At 67.3% G+C, this 19,612-nt stretch carries 13 protein-coding genes; 7 read left to right on the plus strand and 6 right to left on the minus strand.

The genetic code is table 11. The annotated features are described in order from the left end of the window. Positions 1-4 precede the first annotated feature (4 nt). From kdpA to QNM97_RS00525, 7 genes are all read left to right on the plus strand, one after another. Complete coding sequence (gene kdpA, locus QNM97_RS00495; protein WP_283821114.1) at positions 5-1,843, plus strand: potassium-transporting ATPase subunit KdpA; 1,839 nt, start codon at positions 5-7, stop codon at positions 1,841-1,843. Beyond that, positions 1,840-3,978, plus strand: coding sequence for a potassium-transporting ATPase subunit KdpB (gene kdpB, locus QNM97_RS00500; RefSeq protein WP_283821115.1), 2,139 nt, complete (start codon positions 1,840-1,842; stop codon positions 3,976-3,978). The genes kdpA and kdpB overlap by 4 nt, the downstream gene beginning before the upstream one ends. A gap of 7 nt (positions 3,979-3,985) precedes the next feature. Beyond that, positions 3,986-4,612 (plus strand): potassium-transporting ATPase subunit C, encoded by a 627-nt coding sequence (locus tag QNM97_RS00505; RefSeq protein WP_283821116.1) that lies wholly within the window; start codon positions 3,986-3,988, stop codon positions 4,610-4,612. Positions 4,613-4,639: 27 nt separating this feature from the next. Then, positions 4,640-7,186 (plus strand): DUF4118 domain-containing protein, encoded by a 2,547-nt coding sequence (locus tag QNM97_RS00510; RefSeq protein WP_283821117.1) that lies wholly within the window; start codon positions 4,640-4,642, stop codon positions 7,184-7,186. Beyond that, a complete protein-coding gene (locus QNM97_RS00515; RefSeq protein WP_283821118.1) occupies positions 7,179-7,880 on the plus strand; it encodes a response regulator in 702 nt (233 codons plus the stop codon). The genes QNM97_RS00510 and QNM97_RS00515 overlap by 8 nt, the downstream gene beginning before the upstream one ends. A gap of 212 nt (positions 7,881-8,092) precedes the next feature. Further along, positions 8,093-8,839, plus strand: coding sequence for a GntR family transcriptional regulator (locus QNM97_RS00520; RefSeq protein WP_283821119.1), 747 nt, complete (start codon positions 8,093-8,095; stop codon positions 8,837-8,839). Between the two features lie 91 nt (positions 8,840-8,930). Continuing rightward, complete coding sequence (locus QNM97_RS00525; protein WP_079930947.1) at positions 8,931-10,322, plus strand: MFS transporter; 1,392 nt, start codon at positions 8,931-8,933, stop codon at positions 10,320-10,322. Positions 10,323-10,389: 67 nt separating this feature from the next. On the opposite strand, the gene QNM97_RS00530 is transcribed toward QNM97_RS00525, so the two are convergent. The 6 genes from QNM97_RS00530 to QNM97_RS00555 all read right to left on the minus strand — a co-directional run bounded on the left by QNM97_RS00530 (position 10,390) and on the right by QNM97_RS00555 (position 19,612). Further along, positions 10,390-11,331, minus strand: coding sequence for a hypothetical protein (locus QNM97_RS00530; protein WP_283821120.1), 942 nt, complete (start codon positions 11,329-11,331; stop codon positions 10,390-10,392). Between the two features lie 126 nt (positions 11,332-11,457). After that, positions 11,458-12,651, minus strand: coding sequence for a M20 family metallopeptidase (locus QNM97_RS00535; protein WP_283821121.1), 1,194 nt, complete (start codon positions 12,649-12,651; stop codon positions 11,458-11,460). Further along, positions 12,648-13,880, minus strand: coding sequence for an aminotransferase-like domain-containing protein (locus QNM97_RS00540; RefSeq protein WP_283821122.1), 1,233 nt, complete (start codon positions 13,878-13,880; stop codon positions 12,648-12,650). The genes QNM97_RS00535 and QNM97_RS00540 overlap by 4 nt, the downstream gene beginning before the upstream one ends. A 9-nt stretch (positions 13,881-13,889) precedes the next feature. Further along, positions 13,890-15,083, minus strand: coding sequence for a M24 family metallopeptidase (locus tag QNM97_RS00545; protein WP_208792811.1), 1,194 nt, complete (start codon positions 15,081-15,083; stop codon positions 13,890-13,892). 51 nt (positions 15,084-15,134) lie between these two features. After that, complete coding sequence (locus tag QNM97_RS00550) at positions 15,135-16,628, minus strand: NAD-dependent succinate-semialdehyde dehydrogenase (RefSeq protein ID WP_283821123.1); 1,494 nt, start codon at positions 16,626-16,628, stop codon at positions 15,135-15,137. After that, the gene (locus tag QNM97_RS00555) at positions 16,625-19,612 is read right to left on the minus strand and encodes an FAD-binding and (Fe-S)-binding domain-containing protein (protein WP_283821124.1); all 2,988 of its coding nucleotides are present in this window, start codon (positions 19,610-19,612) and stop codon (positions 16,625-16,627) included. Before QNM97_RS00555 ends, QNM97_RS00550 begins: the two co-directional genes overlap by 4 nt.

Here is a 19,612-nt window from a genome sequence, read left to right on the forward strand (position 1 = left end):
CCCGATGAATCCCGCTCTGGCCGCCACCTTGCAGGTGGCGCTCCTCCTCGTGGTGCTGGGCCTGGCCTATGTGCCGCTGGGCGACTACATGGCCTCGGTCTATCGCAGCGAACGTGACCTCGGGGCCGAGCGAGTGCTGTATCGCCTCGCCCGGATCGATCCGAAGCGCCAGCAGACCTGGGTCGGCTATGCCCTTGCGGTGCTGGCCTTCTCGGTCGTCAGCGTCTTGTTCCTCTACCTGCTGCAGCGACTGCAGGGTGTATTGCCCTGGGCCGACGGCAAACCCGGGATCAACCCGGCGACCGCGTTCAACACGGCGGTCTCCTTCGTCTCGAACACCAACTGGCAGTCGTACTCACCCGAACAGGTGATGAGCAACCTCACCCAGATGATCGGGCTGGCGGTGCAGAACTTCGCGTCGGCGGCGGTGGGCCTCGCGGTGGCCGTCGCGCTCATCCGTGGACTGGTGAACCGGCGCGGCGATGGTCAGCTCGGCAACTTCTGGGTCGATCTCGTCCGTGGTGTCATCCGAATCCTGTTGCCGCTGAGCATCATCATGGCCGTCATCCTGATCACACAAGGTGCGGTCCAATCGTTCAAGACCGGCTTCGACTTCACCACGCTCAACGGTGGGTCGGCACACAGCGTCGTCGGACCGTTCGCCTCACAGGAGGCCATCAAAGAACTCGGAACCAACGGCGGCGGAACCCTCTCGGCCAACTCGGCGCACCCGTTCTCCAACCCGACGCCGCTGAGCAACATCGTGGAAATCATTGCACTGCTGATCATCCCGGTGTGCCTCACACGGACCTACGGCACGCTGGTCGGCGACCGGCGTCAGGGATACACCCTGCTCGGTGTGATGGCCTCACTGTGGGGCATCATGCTGGCCGTCTCCTGGTACTTCGAGTCGCGCACCAACGGTGTGGCCGCGCAGGTCGCGGGAGCGATGATGGAGGGCAAGGAACAACGATTCGGCATCCCGGCGTCGGTGTTGTTCGCGGTGTCGACGACGGGAACCTCGACCGGCGCGGTGAACTCCGCCCACGACAGCTTCTCCGCCGGTGGTGGCGGTGTGTTGCTGTGGAACATGCTGCTCGGCGAGGTCGCGCCGGGCGGCGTGGGCTCGGGACTCTACGGAATCCTGATGATGGCGGTGGTCACCGTCTTCGTCGGCGGACTGCTGGTCGGACGGTCACCGGAGTTCCTCGGAAAGAAGGTGGGGCAGAACGAGATCACCATGGCGGCCCTCTACGTGCTGGTGATGCCGGCACTCGTACTGATCGGTGCGGGCATCACGGTGGTCCTCTCCTCGACACTCGACGCGCAGGGCAACGGTGGGTCGCCCGGAACCGCGGGGTCGATCCACGGATTCAGTGAGGTGCTCTACGCGTTCGCGTCGGCGGCCAACAACAACGGCAGCGCATTCGGTGGGCTGACCGTGACCAGCGACTGGTTCCAGAGCTCGTTGGGCTTCGCGATGCTCCTCGGCCGGTTCCTGCCGATCGTGTTCGTGCTGGCTTTGGCCGGTCTGTTGGCGCGCCAGCGGCCGCGGGGTGCGAAGGCGGGCGGGATGGAACCAGCAGCGGGGCAGGAGGTCTCGAGGCTCGGCGCCGGGGCGCCTCGCACCTCGACCAGCGGTCAGGGGGCGGCCGATGGTGACGAGGCAGACGCCGACAGCCGTGGCGCGGTCGCGCTCGAGGCCCGCACCGACACCGCATCGACCCTGCCGACGCACGGACTCCTGTTCGGCGCGTTGTTGTTCGGAACCATCCTGCTCGTCGCGGGACTCACCTTCTTCCCGGCCATGGCGCTGGGACCGATCGCGGAGGCAGCTCTGTGAGTGTGGATACGATCGACCGGACCGACGGCGGGCACCAGCCCACCGACGAGTCCGCCGACTCCCCGGAACTGGTGTCGGGCGGTGCATTCGACGCCCGCAGCCTGATCACCTCGTTGCCGCAGGCGGCGCGCAAACTGAACCCCAAGGACCAAGCCCGCAATCCGGTGATGTTCGTGGTGTTCCTCGGCGCCATCGTCACCACGGTGCTCGCCATCTGGCGGCCGTCGTGGTTCTCTTGGCTGATCGCCGCATGGCTGTGGTTCACGGTGATCTTCGCCAACCTCGCCGAGGCCGTCGCCGAGGGACGCGGCCGCGCGCAGGCGGACAGCCTGCGAAAGGTCAAGCGTGACACCATGGCCCGACGAATCGGTGCCGACGGTTCGACGGTTTCGGTCTCGGGCAGCGATCTCGTGGTCGGCGACCGGATCATCGTCGAGGCCGGTGAGGTGATCGCCGGTGACGGCGACGTCATCGAGGGCATCGCTACCGTCGACGAGTCGGCGATCACCGGCGAATCCGCGCCGGTGGTCCGCGAATCCGGTGGTGACCGATGCGCGGTCACCGGCGGCACCGTCGTGCTGTCGGATCGCATCATCGTCAAGATCACCACGGCGCCGGGGGAGACCTTCGTCGATCGGATGATCGCGCTCGTCGAGGGCGCCGCCCGCAAGAAGACCCCCAACGAGATCGCGCTGGACATCCTGCTCGCCAGCCTGACGGTGATCTTCCTGCTCGCCGTCGTCGCGGTCGGCCCGATGCAGCAGTACGCCGGGCAGAGCCCCGATCCGATCAAGTTGATCGCGTTGCTGGTCTGCCTCATCCCGACGACGATCGGGGCGCTGCTGTCCTCGATCGGTATCGCCGGGATGGATCGACTGGTGCAACGCAATGTGCTGGCGATGTCGGGCCGGGCGGTCGAGGCTGCCGGCGACATCGACACCCTGCTAATGGACAAGACCGGCACCATCACCTTCGGTAACCGGCGGGCCACCGAGATCTTCCCCGGTCCCGACACCTCCACCGCCGACCTCGCGTCCGCGGCGTATCGGTGCAGTCTGGCCGACGACACCCCCGAGGGCCGCAGCATCGTCGATCTGTGCCTGCAGGAGCATCAGGTCACCCCGATGGCCGCCGACGACGCCGACGCGGCGCGCGGTGGTGTTCACCCGAACTACGACGTCGTCGCCTTCACCGCCGAAACCCGCATGAGCGGAATCGATCTGCACGACGGCCCGTCCGACGTCGAATACCGCAAGGGCGCCGCCGACGCGGTGACCCGCTGGATCGGCCGGCTCGGCGGCTCGGTACCGGAGGTCGTCACCGATCGCGTCGCCGAGATCTCGCAGGGTGGTGGCACGCCGCTGCTGGTCGCCGTCCACGACGCCGACGGCGCACGCATCCTCGGTACCATCCAGCTCTCCGACGTGGTCAAGCCCGGAATGCGTTCGCGCTTTGCGCAACTGCGGGCGATGGGCATCCGCACGGTGATGGTCACCGGTGACAATCCGTTGACCGCCAGGGCGATTGCCGACGAAGCGGGCGTCGACGACTTCGTCGCCGAGGCAACCCCGGAGGACAAACTCGCCCTGATCCGGTCCGAACAGGCAGGTGGGCGGCTGGTCGCGATGACCGGCGACGGCACCAACGACGCCCCCGCGCTCGCGCAGGCCGACGTCGGGCTGGCCATGAACACCGGGACGTCGGCGGCCAAGGAAGCCGGCAACATGGTCGACCTCGATTCGGATCCGACCAAGCTGATCGAGGTCGTCGCCATCGGCAAGCAACTGCTGATCACCCGCGGTGCGCTGACGACGTTCTCGCTGGCCAACGACCTCGCGAAGTACTTCGCGATCCTGCCGGCGATGTTCGCGGTCATCTACCCGCAACTGCACGTGCTCAACATCATGCACCTGCATTCGGCGCAGTCGGCGATCGTCTCGGCGATCGTGTTCAACGCCCTGATCATCGTCGCGCTCATCCCGCTGTCGTTGCGTGGCGTCAAATACCGGCCCAGCTCGGCCTCGCGCCTGCTCGGCCGCAATCTACTGATCTACGGCCTCGGTGGCGTCGTGTCACCGTTCGTCGGGATCTGGTTGATCGATCTCGTGGTCCGTTTCCTTCCGGGAATGGGGTGAGGAAGTCATGAACACCGTCATCTCCACCTTCGTGCGGCAGTGTGTCGCCGCGATCGGTGTCCTGCTCGCGCTGACCGTCGTCGTCGGCGTCGCCTATCCGGCGGTCGTGTGGGCGGCGTCCCGATTGGACACCCATGCCGCGGAGGGGTCCCAGGTCGTCGACGCCCGCGGTTGTGCCGCCGGCTCCTCGATCATCGGTATCGACCCGCAACCCGTTGCCGGACAACCGGACTCGTTCCTACATGCCCGTGTGCTCGGATCGGCCGACAACCCGATGGCGCCGGGTGACCCGTCGTCGTCGGCGGCGAGCAACCAGGGGCCCAACAGCCAGACGCTGGCCACCGAGATCGAGGCGCGCCGAAAGATCATCGCGAAGCGTGAAGGGGTGGCACCGACGGCGGTGCCGGTCGATGCGGTCACCGGCTCCGGGTCGGGTCTGGACCCCGACATCAGTCCGGCCTACGCGGCACTGCAGGTTCCCCGCATCGCCCGCAACAGCGGCCGCACCCCCGCACAGGTCCAGGCGATCATCGACGCGCACACCTCCGGCCGGCAGTGGGGGTTCCTGGGTCAGCCGACCGTGGATGTGCTCGAGGTGAATCTCGCCCTGGGACACACCGTGTGCCGGTCGTGACGGCACTTCGTCGATAGACTCGGACGCATGGTTTCCACTGCCGACGCCCGGGGCACCCTGCAGGTTTTCCTCGGCTGTGCCCCGGGCGTGGGCAAGACCTATGAGATGCTCGCGCACGCACACGATCTGATCGGTGAGGGCGCCGACGTGGTGATCGCCGTCGTGGAGTCCCACGGGCGGTCGGCGACGGCCGGTCTGATCGAGGGCATCGAGGTGATACCGCGACGCCGCATCGTCTACCGGGGTACCGAGCTGGAGGAGATGGATCTCGACGCGGTGCTGGCCCGCCACCCGCAGGTGGCCCTCGTCGACGAACTCGCCCACTCCAACGTCCCGGGATCGGCGAATGCCAAGCGCTGGCAAGACATCGACGTCCTCCGGGATGCCGGGATCGACGTGCTCACCACGGTCAACATCCAGCATCTCGAGAGCCTCAACGATGTGGTCGCCCAGATCACCGGCGTCACCCAGCGGGAGACCGTGCCCGACGCGGTGGTGCGCGCCGCCGACCAGATCGAACTCGTCGACATCGCCCCGCAGGCGCTGCGGCAACGACTCTCGGCGGGCAAGGTCTATCCCAGTGGCCGGATCGACGGCGCGCTCGCCAACTACTTTCGTCAGGGCAATCTGACCGCCCTGCGTGAGCTGGCGTTGCTGTGGCTGGCCGACCGCGTCGACGACAATCTGGCCGATTATCGTGCCGCGCATGCGATCACCGACACGTGGGAGGCGCGGGAACGGGTGGTGGTGGCGATCACCGGTGGGGCCGAATCGTCGACGCTGATCCGCCGCGCCAGCCGCATCGCCTCACGGTCGAGTGCCGAGCTGATCGTCGTACACGTGGTCCGCGGTGACGGGCTGGCCGGACGCTCCGGTGTGGAACTGTCCGAACTGACCGAACTGGCCGCCGGATTCGGTGCGCGCGTGCACTCCATCGTCGGCGACGACATCCCCACCACGCTGCTGGAATTCGCGCGCGGGGTCAACGCGACCCAGCTGGTACTCGGCACGTCTCGGCGGCCGCGGTGGAAGCGCATCTTCGACGAGGGTGTCGGCGCGACGGTCGTCGCCAGCAGTGGACGGATCGACGTCCACATGGTCACCCACGAGGAGACCGCGAAACGCAACCGCCTCGACATCCGCGAGACCCGGTTCCACCGGCCGCTGAGCTGGGTCCTGGCGGTGGTGGTACCGCTGGTGATGACGGGCATCCTGGCCATCCTCGACCGCTGGCTCGGATTCGCCAGTGAGACAGCGTTGTTCTTCGTCACCGTGCTGGCGATCTCGATGCTCGGCGGTGTTGCGCCGGCCGCGTTGTCGGCGGTGGTCTCCGGTGTTCTGCTCAACTACTTCTTCACCGCACCGCGGTTCACCCTGACCATCAACGAACCGGACAATCTGATCACCATCCTGGTGATGCTCGTCATCGCGATAGCGGTTGCCGCGCTGGTGGATTCGGCCACGGTCCGGCGGGTGCAGGCACAACGGGCGGCGCGTGAGGCGGAACTGCTGGCGGTGTTCAGTGACGCCGTCCTCGGCGGCGCGGATGTGGCGGGTCTGCTCGAACGCGTTCGGGAGACCTACGATCAGCGTGCGGTGTCGGTGGTACGCCGCCGGGCCGACGGGACCGTCGAGGTCAGTGCTGCGGTGGGAGAGGACCCACCACAACGTGATTCGGAAGCCGATACCGTTCTGCCCGCGCGGGGCGACGAGTACGAGTTGCTGCTGTGCGGGGCGTCGCCGGAGGCGCAGGATCGCCGGGTGCTCACGGCCGTCGCCACCCAGGCGGCCGCCGCACTCGAACGCGCCGATCTCGAGGCCGGGGCCGCCGCCGCGCGGGCCCTCGCGCAGACCGACGAACTCCGGCGGGCATTGCTGTCGGCGGTGAGCCACGATCTGCGTACCCCGCTGGCCGGTGCGAAGGCGGCCGTGTCGAGTCTGCGCAGCGAGGAGGTGACGTTCTCGCCGGAGGACACCGCCGAATTGTTGGCCACCATCGAGGAATCCGTCGATCAGCTCTCGGCTCTGGTTGCCAACCTGCTGGACTCGTCGCGGCTCGAGGCCGGTGCGATCCGTCCGAACATGGCGCGCACCTATCTCGTCGAGGTGGTGCACCGGGCGGCGAACCGCAGCGGACCGGCCGCCGCGGGCATCACCTTCCGGTTCGGTCATGTCTGGGCATGGACCGACGGCGGGTTGCTGGAACGGGTGCTGGCCAATCTCATCGACAACGCGGTGCGCCACGGCGGCGGGCAGGTCGAGGTGGCGACCTCGCTCGACGAGTCGGACCCGCAGTCGCCGCGCACGATCATCGAGGTCGTCGACCACGGGCCCGGGATTCCGGTCGAACGGCGTGAGCAGATCTTCGACGATTTCCGCCAGGGCTTCGATCGCAACGGCTCCGATGGCGGTGTGGGGCTGGGTCTTTCGGTGGCCCAGGGTTTCACCTCGACGATGGGTGGCAACCTCGCCGTCGTCGACACCCCCGGTGGTGGCACGACGATGGTGGTGGATCTGCCCGCCACCGAACAGTCGGAGCGATCCGCTCCCGCGGAGGGGGTGACGCATGGTTGACGGGGCACGCGTACTCGTCGTCGACGACGAGCCACAGTTGTTGCGGGCGTTGCGGATCAACCTGAAAGCACGCGGCTTCGACGTCACGACCGCGGCGACCGGTGCGGCCGCCCTGGCGGCGGCGGCCAAGACCAACCCGCAGGCGGTGGTGTTGGATCTCGGGCTCCCCGACATCGACGGATTCGAGGTGCTCGCCGGTCTGCGCGGGTGGACGAACGTGCCGGTGATCGTGTTGTCGGCCCGCGGTGAGGCCGTCGACAAGGTCGCCGCCCTCGATGCCGGTGCCGATGACTACGTGACCAAACCCTTTGGGATGGAAGAGTTCGTCGCACGTCTGCGTGCCGCGATCCGACGCGGGGCGGTTTCGTCGGGGGAGCCGAGCGCCGAGAACCCGGTGGTGTCGGCCGGGTCGTTCACGGTCGACCTCGGTGCCAAACAGGTCACGCGTAACGGTGAACGGGTACATCTGACTCCCACGGAGTGGGGAGTGCTGGAGATGCTGGTGCGCAACGAGGGCAAGTTGGTGGGTCAGCGCGAGATCCTGACCGGTGTGTGGGGGCCGACCTACACCGGCCAGTCGAACTATCTGCGCGTCTACCTCGCCAGCCTGCGCCGCAAACTCGAGGAGGACCCTGCTCACCCCAGGCATCTGCTCACCGAGGCGGGGATGGGCTACCGGTTCGTTCGGGAATGAGTCCGATGTTGTTGTCACCGGACCAGCCATCGGGGTAGATTGTCAACAATCTAACAATTGACGCTGCGGCATGCGACGGGTGGTCTTCGTGACAAATCTCCGCCTCGGACGCATCGTCGCAGCTCACCGGGTTGTATGCGGTGCGCGCTGGCCGAAATGCGCAGCGGAAAGCTGACATTGGGCCGTGCAGCGAGTAAGAAGGAAGAACAGAGATGGCGAATACGCGGTCTGCTGGGGATGATGGTTCGGCCTCGGCACGCAAACGTGTGCTGGCGCCGATCGTGCAGGAGTCCACACCTGCGATCATCGCCCGGAAGTTGCATGAGGCCATCGCCAACGGTAGTTTTCCGCCTGGTTCGCAGTTGACGGAATCGGGTCTGGCGGCCGACCTCGGGGTTAGTCGTGGTCCGTTGCGCGAGGCGATGCAGCGGCTCACCGCAGAGGGTCTGCTGGTGAGCCACCGCAACCGGGGTCTGTTCGTCGTCTCGATGGACGATGACGACATACGCGACATGTACATAGCACGCACCGCCGTCGAACGGGCCGCGATCGAACAGGTCATCTCCGCCGATGACCCGGAATCGGTTGCGGCCCTCCATGATGCGGTGGCCATGATGCGTGAGTGCATCGATGATCCGAACGGTGAAGCCATGGCCGAAGCGGATATGCGGTTCCATCAGCGATTGGTGGAAGCCGCAGGTAGTCAGCGTCTTTCGCGGCTGCACGGGACTATCCGCGTGGAGACGCGAATGTGTCTGCGGGCCATGCGAGGAACGTACGCCTCGGGAAAGGAACGAATCGACGAACACCAGGCATTGGTGGACGCCATCGCGGCAGGAGATCCGCAGGCGGCCGACGTGCTGATGATCGAACACATGAGGGATGGGCTGCACCGCTTGATCGGTGACGCCGTGGGCGGACAGGAGGGGTCCGGGTTCACTGCGGAGATCGCGCTGTAAGGCAACGCGATCGACATCGCCCTCGCGATCATCGCCCACCGATGTGAGTCAGCCCGACGACACTGGCCCCGACTCCACCAGGAAGGCACAGATGGCTACGGCAAACTCCTCGGCAACATATGAGGATCTCGCGCCCGATCCGGAATCGCGCGAAGGAAAAGCGCTACTGCGCAAAGCGATCGCGGCATCGGCAATCGGCAACGCCACCGAGTGGTACGACTACGGCGTCTACGCCGCGACCACCACCTATCTCACCCACGCGTTCTTTCCCGGTCATCTCGGCACGATCGGCACCATGCTCGGCTTCGCGATCTCGTTCGTGTTGCGTCCGCTCGGCGGCATGATCTGGGGACCGATCGGCGACCGGATCGGACGAAAGTCCGTGCTGGCGATGACGATCCTGCTCATCTCGGGGGCAACGGCACTGATCGGTGTGCTGCCCACGCATGCGGTGGCGGGGATCTGGGCGCCGGTTCTGCTCATCACACTGCGCGTGATCCAAGGGTTCTCGACGGGCGGCGAATACGGCGGTGCCGCAACGTTCATGGCAGAGTACGCCCCCGATCGCAAACGCGGCCGATTCGGCTCGTTCCTCGAATTCGGCACCCTCGCCGGCTTCTCGGCCGGCACCGCGATCGTGCTGCTGCTCGAACTGCTACTCAGTGACGATCAGATGCAGACGTGGGGCTGGCGCATCCCATTCCTGATCGCGCTGCCGATGGGTCTCATCGGTCTGTACCTGCGCTCGCAGATGGAGGACACCCCGGTCTTCCAGGAACTCGAGCAGGACAACGAGATCAAGGGCACGGCGTGGACCAGGTTCAAGGATCTCCTCTCGAACTACTGGCAGCCGATCCTGACCATGTTCGGCATGGTGATCGCGTTGAACGTCGTCAACTACACCCTGCTCGCCTACCAACCGACCTACCTCAAGAGCACGATCGGGTTGTCGGAGTCGTCGGGCTCGACCGTCGTGCTCATCGGTCAGCTCGCGATGATGCTCGCGATCCCGTTCTTCGGTGCGTGGTCGGATCGAACAGGCCGAAAACCGATGTGGTGGGGCTCGCTGATCGGCCTCTTCGTACTCGCGCTGCCGCTGTACTGGCTGATGGGTCAGGGATTCGCCTGGGCCATCATCGGATTCGTAGTCCTCGGATTGCTCTACATCCCGCAGCTCGCCACGATCTCGGCGACCTTCCCGGCGATGTTCCCGACCCAGGTGCGCTACGCGGGGTTCGCCATCTCCTACAACGTCGCCACCGCAGCCTTCGGTGGTACCGCTCCGCTGGTCAACGACGCCGTCGTCGGCGACACCGGCTGGCTGCTGTTCCCGGCCATCTACATGATGGGGGCGTGTGCCATCGGCATGATCGCGATGGTGTTCCTCAAGGAGACCGCGGGCTGCTCGATCCGCGGCACCGAGATCCCGGAGCGGACCGAGGATTTCGCGGTCGCCGACGAAAACGCGAGCGTGCGGAGCTGACGGTCGCGGTGTGATGTGGTGAACGCGGGTGGTGCACCACCCGCGTTCACCATTTCGGTGGGCGGGTTCAGGCCGAGTGGCGTGGGGCCATCAACGCCAGCGTGACCAGCCATTCCGTCAGCATCGCGGCGACGCGTCCTTGCTCGAGATCGTCCCACACCCAGCGGACCACCATGATGCCCATGCGTCGCAGAGTGTCCTCACGCTTCTTCTCCCGGATCACCGCGTCGGCGGGCTGTTCGCCCGGGCGAAGGTACTTCATGTACTTGACCTTGCCGTCGAACTCGCCGACCAGCTTCCCGGCCCAGTCGAAATCGGTGCGTGCCACGAATCGTCGGTCATCGTCGAAGTACTCGTGCTGCTGCCGGGGTGTGGGTAGTCCGGCCTCGATCATGACGGCGTGGCTCCAGGCCTCACCGGGATTCTCGGCCTCCCCGTTGGCGTGGTGCAGGGCCCGCCGTGCGACGGCGACGCCGCGCCGTTGGGTGCGCAGGATCTCGACCATGGTGGAGCGGTCGGCGCCGGCGCGGAGTGCAGAGTTGAAGATGGCGAAGGCACCGGCGAAACCCATCGACGACGTGCACGCGACGTCGACCGCCGTACGGTCGATGGTCGGGACGTCGATCCCGTCGACGGTAGTCATCTGTTCGTCGGGGATGGAGCCGACGTGGTCGTGTCGGGTGGACGTACGGGAGCCGTTGACCGCTTTTCCGGTGGTGGTGTGCAAGCGCTGAAGGTTGGGCTTGAGCATGGGAAGGCGATGGAGCGTGGCGGCGGACTGATGGCTGGGCACCGCCGTGCCGAACCGCCCGAGCTGGTGCGTCGCGATGACTGCCAGGCGGTGCGTCTCGGCGCGTGAGCGATCGGCGGTGGTCACAAAGGCGCCCCGCACCAGTGGCACGATGGCCCCGGACCGGCGAGCCTTACGGAGTTCGTCGTCGGTGAAGCCTGCGGCGACGCACGCGTGTCGATAGACGATGCCGTGCTCGTCTGTGGGAAGTGGTGTCATACATGGTTGGACGCACGAAGCGGCCGAATGGCTCCATCGAAATTTTCGCTGGTCGAGTTGGCGAACGCGGTTGGTGTACCAGCGGCGTTCGCCAACTGACCCCGCGTTCGCACATTGATGGGGCGTTCAGGCGCGCGGACCGAGAAGTATCAGGGCCATCTGGGTGTATGCCCTTGCGGCCGTGACCAAGTCGGCGATCCGGACAGTCTCGTCGGGCTGATGGGCCTGGGTGTTGATGTCGCCGGGACCGCAGACGACGGCCGGGATGCCGAGGTCGCGGCTGACGAAGCCACCGTCGCAGGCGGCGCTCCACCCGCCCACGGAGGTGGCGACGCCGAGGCTCTCGAGTGCGCCGACTGCCGTGGTGACGAGGCGGTGATCGGCGGGTGTCTCGAAGCCGGGCATCTCCATGGTGACCCGCACGTCGACGCCGATGCCGTCGGAATCGATGCCCGCCGTGGTGATTCGGGTGCGTAGCGCGTCGGCGACGCCGTCGGCGGTCTCGTCGGGCATCAGCCTGCGGTCGATGCCGAGCGCGGCCATCGGGGCGACGACGGAGATGCCCTGCCCGCCGGAGATGGTGCCGACATTCCATGTCCCAGAACCCAGTAGGCCGTCGGCGAGGGCGGTCATCGCCTCGTGGTCGGCGCGAATGAGGTCGACGATTGCGGCGGCGGCGTAGATGGCGCTGCGGCCGTCGTCGGGGCGTCCGGAGTGCGCGGCGCGACCGGTCACGTCGATCTCGATGTAGGACGCGCCGCGGCATCCGCGGACGACGGTGAGATCGGTCGGCTCGGCCACCACGCACCCCAGGAACTCGCCGGGATGATCGGTGACGAGATCACGCACGCCGCTGCCGTGTTCCTCCTCGTCGACCGTGCACACCAGCTGCACCGGGCCGGTGAGCTCGATGCCGGAGGACGCCAGGGCCGACATGGCGGTCACGATCGCTGCGAGCCCGCCCTTCATGTCGGTGGTGCCGCGACCGATGATCGATCCGTCGGCGACGCGCGCACGATAGGGGTCGCCGGTCCAGCCGGGGCCCGCGGGCACGACGTCGGAGTGCCCGAGGAACATCAGACCCGGGCCGTCGCCGCCGGGCAGGGTGGCGACGAGATTCGGCCGGCCGGGGGCGACTTCATGCGTGCCGACCACGAACCCGGCGTTCTGGCATGCCTTTTCGAGGACGGCGACGGCCTGTGCCTCGGTGCCGCCGGGGTTCTCGCTGGGCGCCTGCACCAGCGCGACCGTCAGATCGGTGATCTCGTCGGCGTCGATGGGCAGGGCGTCGATCGGCAGGGGTCGGGGTGCACCGTTCACCCGGCCATCTTCTCAAGACTGCCGGTCAGGCGTCGGATACCCTCCTCGATTCGTTCGGGAGTACTCGAGGCGAAGCACAGGCGCAGGGCGTTGCGGAAGCGCCCGCCCGGGGACAGCGCCGGGCCGGGAATGAAGGCGACGCCGTCGGCCAAGGCCACCTCGAACAGTTCGCGGGTGTCGATCTCGGCGAACTCTCCCTGCAGGGTCAGCCACAGGAAGAAGCCGCCCTCGGGGTTGGTGGTGGCGACACGTTCGCCCAGATGACGCCCGATGGAGTCGAGCATCGCGTCCTTGCGTGCCCGGTAGAGCGTGCGCAGTGAGGCGAGGTGATCGGTCAGGCCGCCGCGCGAGATGTATTCGGCGACGATGTGCTGATTGGGGACGTTGGTGCAGGTGTCCATGGCCTGTTTGCCGTTGATCAGCAGTTGCCGCAGCGACGGGTCGGCATCGACCCAGCCGACCCGCCAGCCCGGCGCCAGGATCTTGGAGAAGGTGCGCACCGAGAACACCAGCGGATCGGCGGGCGAGAGGGTCTGGAAGGTGGGGATGTCCTCGCCGGCGAAGCGCAGGAGCCCGTACGGGTCGTCGTCGATGATCACCGCACCCCAATGGTGGGCCAGCCGCAGAAGTTCTCTGCGGCGCTCCTCCGACAGCGTGACGCCCGACGGATTCTGGAACGTCGGGATCGTGTAGATCGCCTTGGGCGTGCGGCGCGTGCGGGCGACGAGGTCGACGAGCGTGTCGACCTGCATGCCGTCGTCGTCGACGGGCACCTCGAGCAGTTGCGCGCCGTAGGACAGCGCCGTGGCGCTGCCGTTGGTGTAGGTGGGCGACTCGACGACGACGAGGTCACCGGGATCGACGAACAGCTTGGAGGCCAAGTCGAGGCCCTGCATGCCGCCGGTGGTGATGACGAGCCGGTCGTGGCTCGAGGGGTCCGGGGTGGTGGCGAGGTAGTCGACGAGCAACTGCAGCAGTCGTGGTTCGCCCTCGGTGGCGCCGTAGGTGAACGAGGTGTTGTCGAGGATCGCTCCGGCGATCTCGCGGAACTCGTCGGCGGGCACGGCCTCGTCGGCGGGGGAGCCCATCGCGAATCGCACGATGTCGTGGCTCTGTGCCGCCAGCAGCGAGGTCGAGGAGTCGATCATCGACCCGACCAGATCCTTGGCGCGTCCGGCGAGTGGGATCGTGGGGGCAGTATGTGTGGCGGCGGGGTGGACGGTGGTCATGTCCTCACCTCATTTCTGGATCAGTTCGCGGGGGAAACTGGTGAAGGTCTCCACACCGGTCGGGCTGACGCGCACCGACTCGGACAGCTCGAAACCGTAGTTGTCCATCCACATTCCGCAGATGATGTGGAAGGTCATGTTGGTCTCCAGGATCGTCTCGTCCTCGGTGCGGATGCTGATGGTGCGTTCGCCCCAATCCGGTGGATAGCCGATACCGATGGAATAGCCAAGCCGGGACGGCTTTTCGAGGCCGTACTTGGCGAGGGTCCAGTTCCAGGTGGAGGCGAGCTCGCGGGTCGGCACCCCGGGACGGATCGCGTCGAGTACGTTGTTCAGGCCCTCGGCGGTGGCCTGGGCGACGTAATCCAGATCGTTGGACGGCTTGCCGAGCGCGACGGTCCGCGCGAGTGGGCAGTGATATCTGTTGTGCGCGCCGGTCAATTCGATGACGACGGCCTCGTTCTCGACGAATGTCCCCTGGTGCCAGGTGAGATGCGGGGTGTCGGCGGCCGCGCCGGTCGGCATCATCGGCACGATGGCCGGGTAGTCGCCGCCGAACTCCTCGGTGCCGGTGATCTGGGCCTGGGAGATCACCGCGGCCGCATCGCATTGCCGCACACCGACATCGATGGTGTCGATTGCCGCGCGCATCGCCTCCGAGCACACCATACCGGCCTGCCGCATCAGCTGGATCTCGGCATCGGACTTGACCGACCGGACCCAGTTGACCAGCTCGAAGCCGTCGACGAGTTTCCACTCCGGGATCGCGTTGTACAGGGCCCGATAGGCCTTCGGCGTGAAGTAGTGCGAATCCATCTCCAGGCCGACCGAACCGGCCTTGGACGCCGGGGCGATGAGGTGACGTTGCCGCAGTGCCCACGCGACCCAGTCGAACGGGTGGACGTGCGGCCGGTGGACGTAGCTCTCCGGGTAGCCGACGATCTGCTCTTCGGGAAGCCACGTGGTGCGGTGTGCGCCATGGGCATCCATCTCGCGGGCGAAGAAGACCATGTCGCCCTCGATGGGCACGAACAGCATCTGTGGCGTGTAGAACGACCACGCGTTGTAGCCGATGAGGTAGAAGAGATTCGCGGGCTCGGTGACGATGAGTGCCGAAAGACCTTGCAGATCCATCGCTTCGCGCACCCGGGTCAGCCTCCGCTCGTACTCGCTGTCGGTGAACAGCTGCGCGCCGAGGTACATTCATCGCCTCCTTCGTGGCGTCGTGGCTTCTCCTGGTTCGGCCGGTGGGTGTTAGCGCCGACGGATCGGGCTGGAGGTGTATTTGACGTCGAGGAACTCCTCGATGCCCAGCCGACCACCTTCGCGACCCAGGCCCGACTGTTTGATCCCGCCGAACGGTGCCGCCGGGTTGGAGACCAGCCCGGTGTTGAGACCGACCATCCCGACCTCGAGGGCATCGGCGAGATCGGACAGCCGGTCGGCGTTCTCACTGCAAACGTAACCGACAAGTCCCCACGGCGTGGAGTTGGCCAGGGAGAGGACCTTCTGATCTGCGTCGATACCGTTGCCGTCGAAGGGGATCAGGGCTGCGACCGGACCGAAGATCTCGGTGTGCACGAGGTCGGAGTCGGGATCGACCTCGGTCAGCACGGTCGGCAGGTAGAAGTGCCCGGCGCCGTCGACGCGGGCACCGCCGCAACGCACCTGCGCGCCGCGGTCGACGGCGTCGGCGACGAGACGTTCGACCTTGGCGACGGCCTTCTCCTCCACGAGCGGTCCGACGGTGGTGCCCTCGACTGCGCCGTCACCGACGGTCAGGGCGCTCATCCGGTCGGTGAGTGCGTCGGCGAACTCGTCGAACACGCTGCGGTGTACGAAGATCCGGTTCGCGGCGGTGCATGCCTGTCCCATGTTGCGCATCTTCGCGACCATCACGGCGTCGACGGCGCGGGTGACGTCGGCGTCGTCGCACACGATGAACGGGGCGTTGCCGCCCAACTCCATCGACGTGCGCAATACGTGCTCGGCGGCCTGGGCGATGAGCAGCTTGCCGACCTCGGTCGAGCCGGTGAAACTGACCTTGCGGGCCAGACCCGACGCCATCCACGCCCCGACGACGGCTCCGGGATCGGTGGTGGTGACGACGTTGAGGACGCCGTCGGGTAGGCCGGCCTCGCGCAGCACGTCGGCGAGCAACAGCGAGGTCAACGGGGTGAGCTCGGCGGGTTTGAACACCATCGTGCACCCGGCCGCGACGGCCGGGCCGATCTTGCGGGTTCCCATGGCCAGCGGGAAGTTCCACGGCGTGATCAGTACGCACGGACCGACCGGGCGGCGGGTGACGACGATCCGGTTACCGCCGTCGCCGGTGGTGGTGGCGTCACCGCCGATACGCACCGCCTCCTCGGCGAACCATCGGAAGAACTCGGCGCCGTAGGCGACCTCACCCCGCGCCTCGGCCAACGGCTTACCCATCTCCGCGGTCATCACCGCGGCGAACTCGTCTGCGCGGTCGATGATGAGTTGGTAAGCGCGATAGAGGATCTCGCTGCGCGCGCGGGGACTCGTCGCGGCCCACCGCGCCTGCGTGTCGGCGGCGACCCGCACCGCGGCCAGCGCGTCGTCGGCTCCGGCGTCGGCGACCGACGCCAGGATCTCCCCGGTGGCCGGGTTCTCCACATCGAACCGCCGGCCCGATGCCGCGGGCTGCCAGTGGCCGTCGATGAGGAGGTCGGTGTGGATGCCCAAGATGGCCGGGACGGTGCGGGATTCGGTGGTGGTCATGCGGAACCTCCGTGGGGGTTGGGCGCTGTCGGCGCGGGTGCGAGGAGTTCGGCGAGGTGGATACCGGTGGCGTTGATCAGTGGGTCGGTGGCGGTGAGGTGCTCGACGCTCATCGCGCAACTGAATCCGTCGGTCACGACCGGCGTGGTGGAGTCGGCGCGCAGGGCCGGTGCGAGGGCGTGTTCGGCGACGGCGACACTGACGTCGTAGTGGCCGCGTTCGAACCCGAAGTTGCCTGCCACACCGCAGCATCCGTCGGTGGTGCGAACCTGTACGCCGAGCCGGGACAGTACCTGTGCACCGGTGTGGGCGCCGAACGTCGCGTACTCGTGGCAGTGGGTTTGCAGCGTGACCGCCGCCGGGAGACCGGTGGGGGTGAAGCCGGCGTCGAGCAGGTGCCCGACGATCGAGGCGACGCTGTGCACCCGCGCGGACACCCGCCGGGCCGCGGCGGTGTCGACGAGGTCGGGAAGATCCTTGCGCAAGGCTGCGGCACAACTCGGTTCGGGGACCACGATCGGCCGGTTGGTGCCGTCGTCGAGGAGTTCGGCGGTGTGCGCGAGGGTCTTTCGGGCCCGGGACAGTTGCCCGGTTGAGATCCAGGTGAGTCCGCAGCAGGCGTCGCTGCGGCAGCCGACGTTCTCACCGGTGGCGCCGAGCAGCCGAGCGGTGGCGGTGGCGACGTGCGGCCGGAAGGCTCGGGTGAAGGTGTCGACCAGCAAGACCGTGTCGGTGGTGTCGGTGACCGCGGGCAGCGGGGCGAGGTGGGTGCGCATCTCGCGACGGGTGGCGAAGGCGGGCATCGCGCGGCGAGCGTCGAGGCCGCCGAGTCGAGCGGCCAAGCGGCGCAACGACGGTACCATCATCGACCGGTTGATCAGCGGTGCCGCCGCGGTCGCGAGCGGTAGCCACGCCGGCATCCAGCCCAGGGAGTAATGCGAGGCCGGGCGGAGTCGTCGGCGGTAGTGATGGTCGAGGAACTCCGACTTGTACGACGCCATGTCGACGCCCGTCGGGCAATCGGTGGAACACGCCTTGCACGACAGGCACAGATCCAGGGCGTCGGCGACGTCGGTGGACCGCCAACCGGATTCGACGGTCGGCGCGGTGCGGACCATCTCCTGAAGAACGCGTGCCCGACCACGGGTGGAGTCCTTCTCGTCGCGGGTGGCCCGATAACTCGGGCACATGACCCCGCCGGACGACGTACGGCACCGGCCCACCCCGATGCAGCCCTGCACGGAATGAATGAACGAATCCAGCGATCCCGTCGGGGTCGAGTCCCGTTGGGTGAGTGCACCGGCATCGATCCACACCCGATTCGGTACTTCGGCGAGAGCCAAACTGGCGGTGATCGGTGCAGGTTCGACGACGGCCGTCGGGTTGAGGAGCCCGGACGGATCCCAGACTCGCTTGAAATCGTTGAAGGCGCGCAACATCTCTGGTGAATACATGATCGGCAACAACTCCGAACGTGCTCGCCCGTCACCGTGCTCACCCGACAGCGATCCGCCGTGCGACACCACCAGATGCGCTGCATCCGTACAGAATCGGCGCATGACCGCACGGCCCTCGGTGGTGCGTAGATCGAAGGTGATGCGCACGTGCATACACCCGGCGCCGAAGTGGCCGTACATGACGCCGGTGAGGCCATGCTCGTCGAGAAGTCGCTCGAAGTCGACGAGGTAGTCGGCAAGACGATCGGGTGCAACGGCGGCATCCTCCCATCCGGGCCACGACTCGTGGGCGTGGTCCTCGGTGATCAGGCGGGCCGAGAGGCCCGCGCCGTCCTCACGGACCCGCCACAGCGATGACCGCACCGCGGGGTCGGAGACGACGGTCGCGTCCACCATGCGGCCGGTGGCACGCAACTCGGCGAGCAGGCGATCGATGGTGGCCGGTACGTCGACCGCCGATTGTGCTGCCGCGCTGGTGTCATCGAGATCGATGAACAGCCACGCGTCACCGTCGGGAAGTCCGGCGACCGTCTCGGGTCCGCGTCGGGCGGCCATGGTGGAGACGATCTTGCGGTCGATCCCCTCGATCGCCGACGGCTCGAACGGCAGGATGGCCGGCACGTCGCGTGCGGCGTCGGCGACAGAGCGATAGCCGACACAGAGCAGCAGCTGTGAGGTCGGCACGGGTACCAGACGAACGACGGCCGAGGTGACGATCGCGCAGCCGCCCTCGCTGCCGACGAGCGCCCGAGCGACGTCGAAACCGTGCTCCGGCAACAGGTGTGAGAGGTGATACCCCGACACCTGGCGCGGAATGGTGTCGAGGTCGGTGCGCAGGATCGCGAGGTTGCGGCCGACGAGATCGCGCAGTGCCGCGGTGAGTTCGGTTGCGCGGGAATCGGCCTCGGCGTCGTCGGGCTCGGTGGCCTGCACCCCGGTGCGGGTGGCGGTGAGGCGTAGACCGTCGGCGGTCACCAGATGCAGTGCCTCGACGTGATCGCTGATGCGTCCGTGGCGAACCGAGTGATTGCCGCAGGCGTCGTTGCCGATCGCACCGCCCAGGGTGGCCCGCGACGCTGACGACGGGTCGGGGGCGAAGGTCAGCCGACCGTCGGTGCGAGCACGCACCTGGGCAGCGAGTTCGGTGAGGATCACCCCGGAATCGGCGGTGACCGTGCGTGAGTCGGCGTCGACGACGCCGACCGTCCGCATGTGCCGCGACAGGTCGACAACGATACCGGCGCCGATCGCGTTGCCCGCCATGGAGGTTCCGCCGCCACGGGCGATGATCGGCACCTCGTGGCGGTGGCACAGCCGTGCGGTGAGTGCGACCTCGTCGGCATTGCGGGGGAACACCACCGCCAGCGGAGGTACCCGATAGTTGGACGCGTCGTAGGAGTATTCCGCGCGCCGGCGGGTCGAGGCGTCGACGAGTAGATCGTGGGCGGTCAGGTCGTCGAGGAGCGCGCCGGCCGCGTCGTCGGCATCGGGAACAGGCCCCACCGCCCGCTGCGCCACACCTGTCAT

This window comes from Gordonia sp. L191 (assembly GCF_030077625.1).
In the GTDB taxonomy this organism is placed as follows: Bacteria; Actinomycetota; Actinomycetes; order Mycobacteriales; family Mycobacteriaceae; genus Gordonia; species Gordonia polyisoprenivorans_A.

Coding starts and splice junctions, on each gene's coding strand:
- QNM97_RS00510 (WP_283821117.1), top strand. CDS start 4,640: ATGGTTTCCACTGCCGACGCCCGGGGCACCCTGCAGGTTTTCCTCGGC.
- QNM97_RS00530 (WP_283821120.1), bottom strand. CDS start 11,331: ATGACACCACTTCCCACAGACGAGCACGGCATCGTCTATCGACACGCG.
- QNM97_RS00520 (WP_283821119.1), top strand. CDS start 8,093: ATGGCGAATACGCGGTCTGCTGGGGATGATGGTTCGGCCTCGGCACGC.
- QNM97_RS00545 (WP_208792811.1), bottom strand. CDS start 15,083: ATGTACCTCGGCGCGCAGCTGTTCACCGACAGCGAGTACGAGCGGAGG.
- QNM97_RS00525 (WP_079930947.1), top strand. CDS start 8,931: ATGGCTACGGCAAACTCCTCGGCAACATATGAGGATCTCGCGCCCGAT.
- QNM97_RS00515 (WP_283821118.1), top strand. CDS start 7,179: ATGGTTGACGGGGCACGCGTACTCGTCGTCGACGACGAGCCACAGTTG.
- QNM97_RS00505 (WP_283821116.1), top strand. CDS start 3,986: ATGAACACCGTCATCTCCACCTTCGTGCGGCAGTGTGTCGCCGCGATC.
- QNM97_RS00555 (WP_283821124.1), bottom strand. CDS start 19,612: ATGACAGGTGTGGCGCAGCGGGCGGTGGGGCCTGTTCCCGATGCCGAC.
- QNM97_RS00550 (WP_283821123.1), bottom strand. CDS start 16,628: ATGACCACCACCGAATCCCGCACCGTCCCGGCCATCTTGGGCATCCAC.
- kdpA (WP_283821114.1), top strand. CDS start 5: ATGAATCCCGCTCTGGCCGCCACCTTGCAGGTGGCGCTCCTCCTCGTG.
- QNM97_RS00540 (WP_283821122.1), bottom strand. CDS start 13,880: ATGACCACCGTCCACCCCGCCGCCACACATACTGCCCCCACGATCCCA.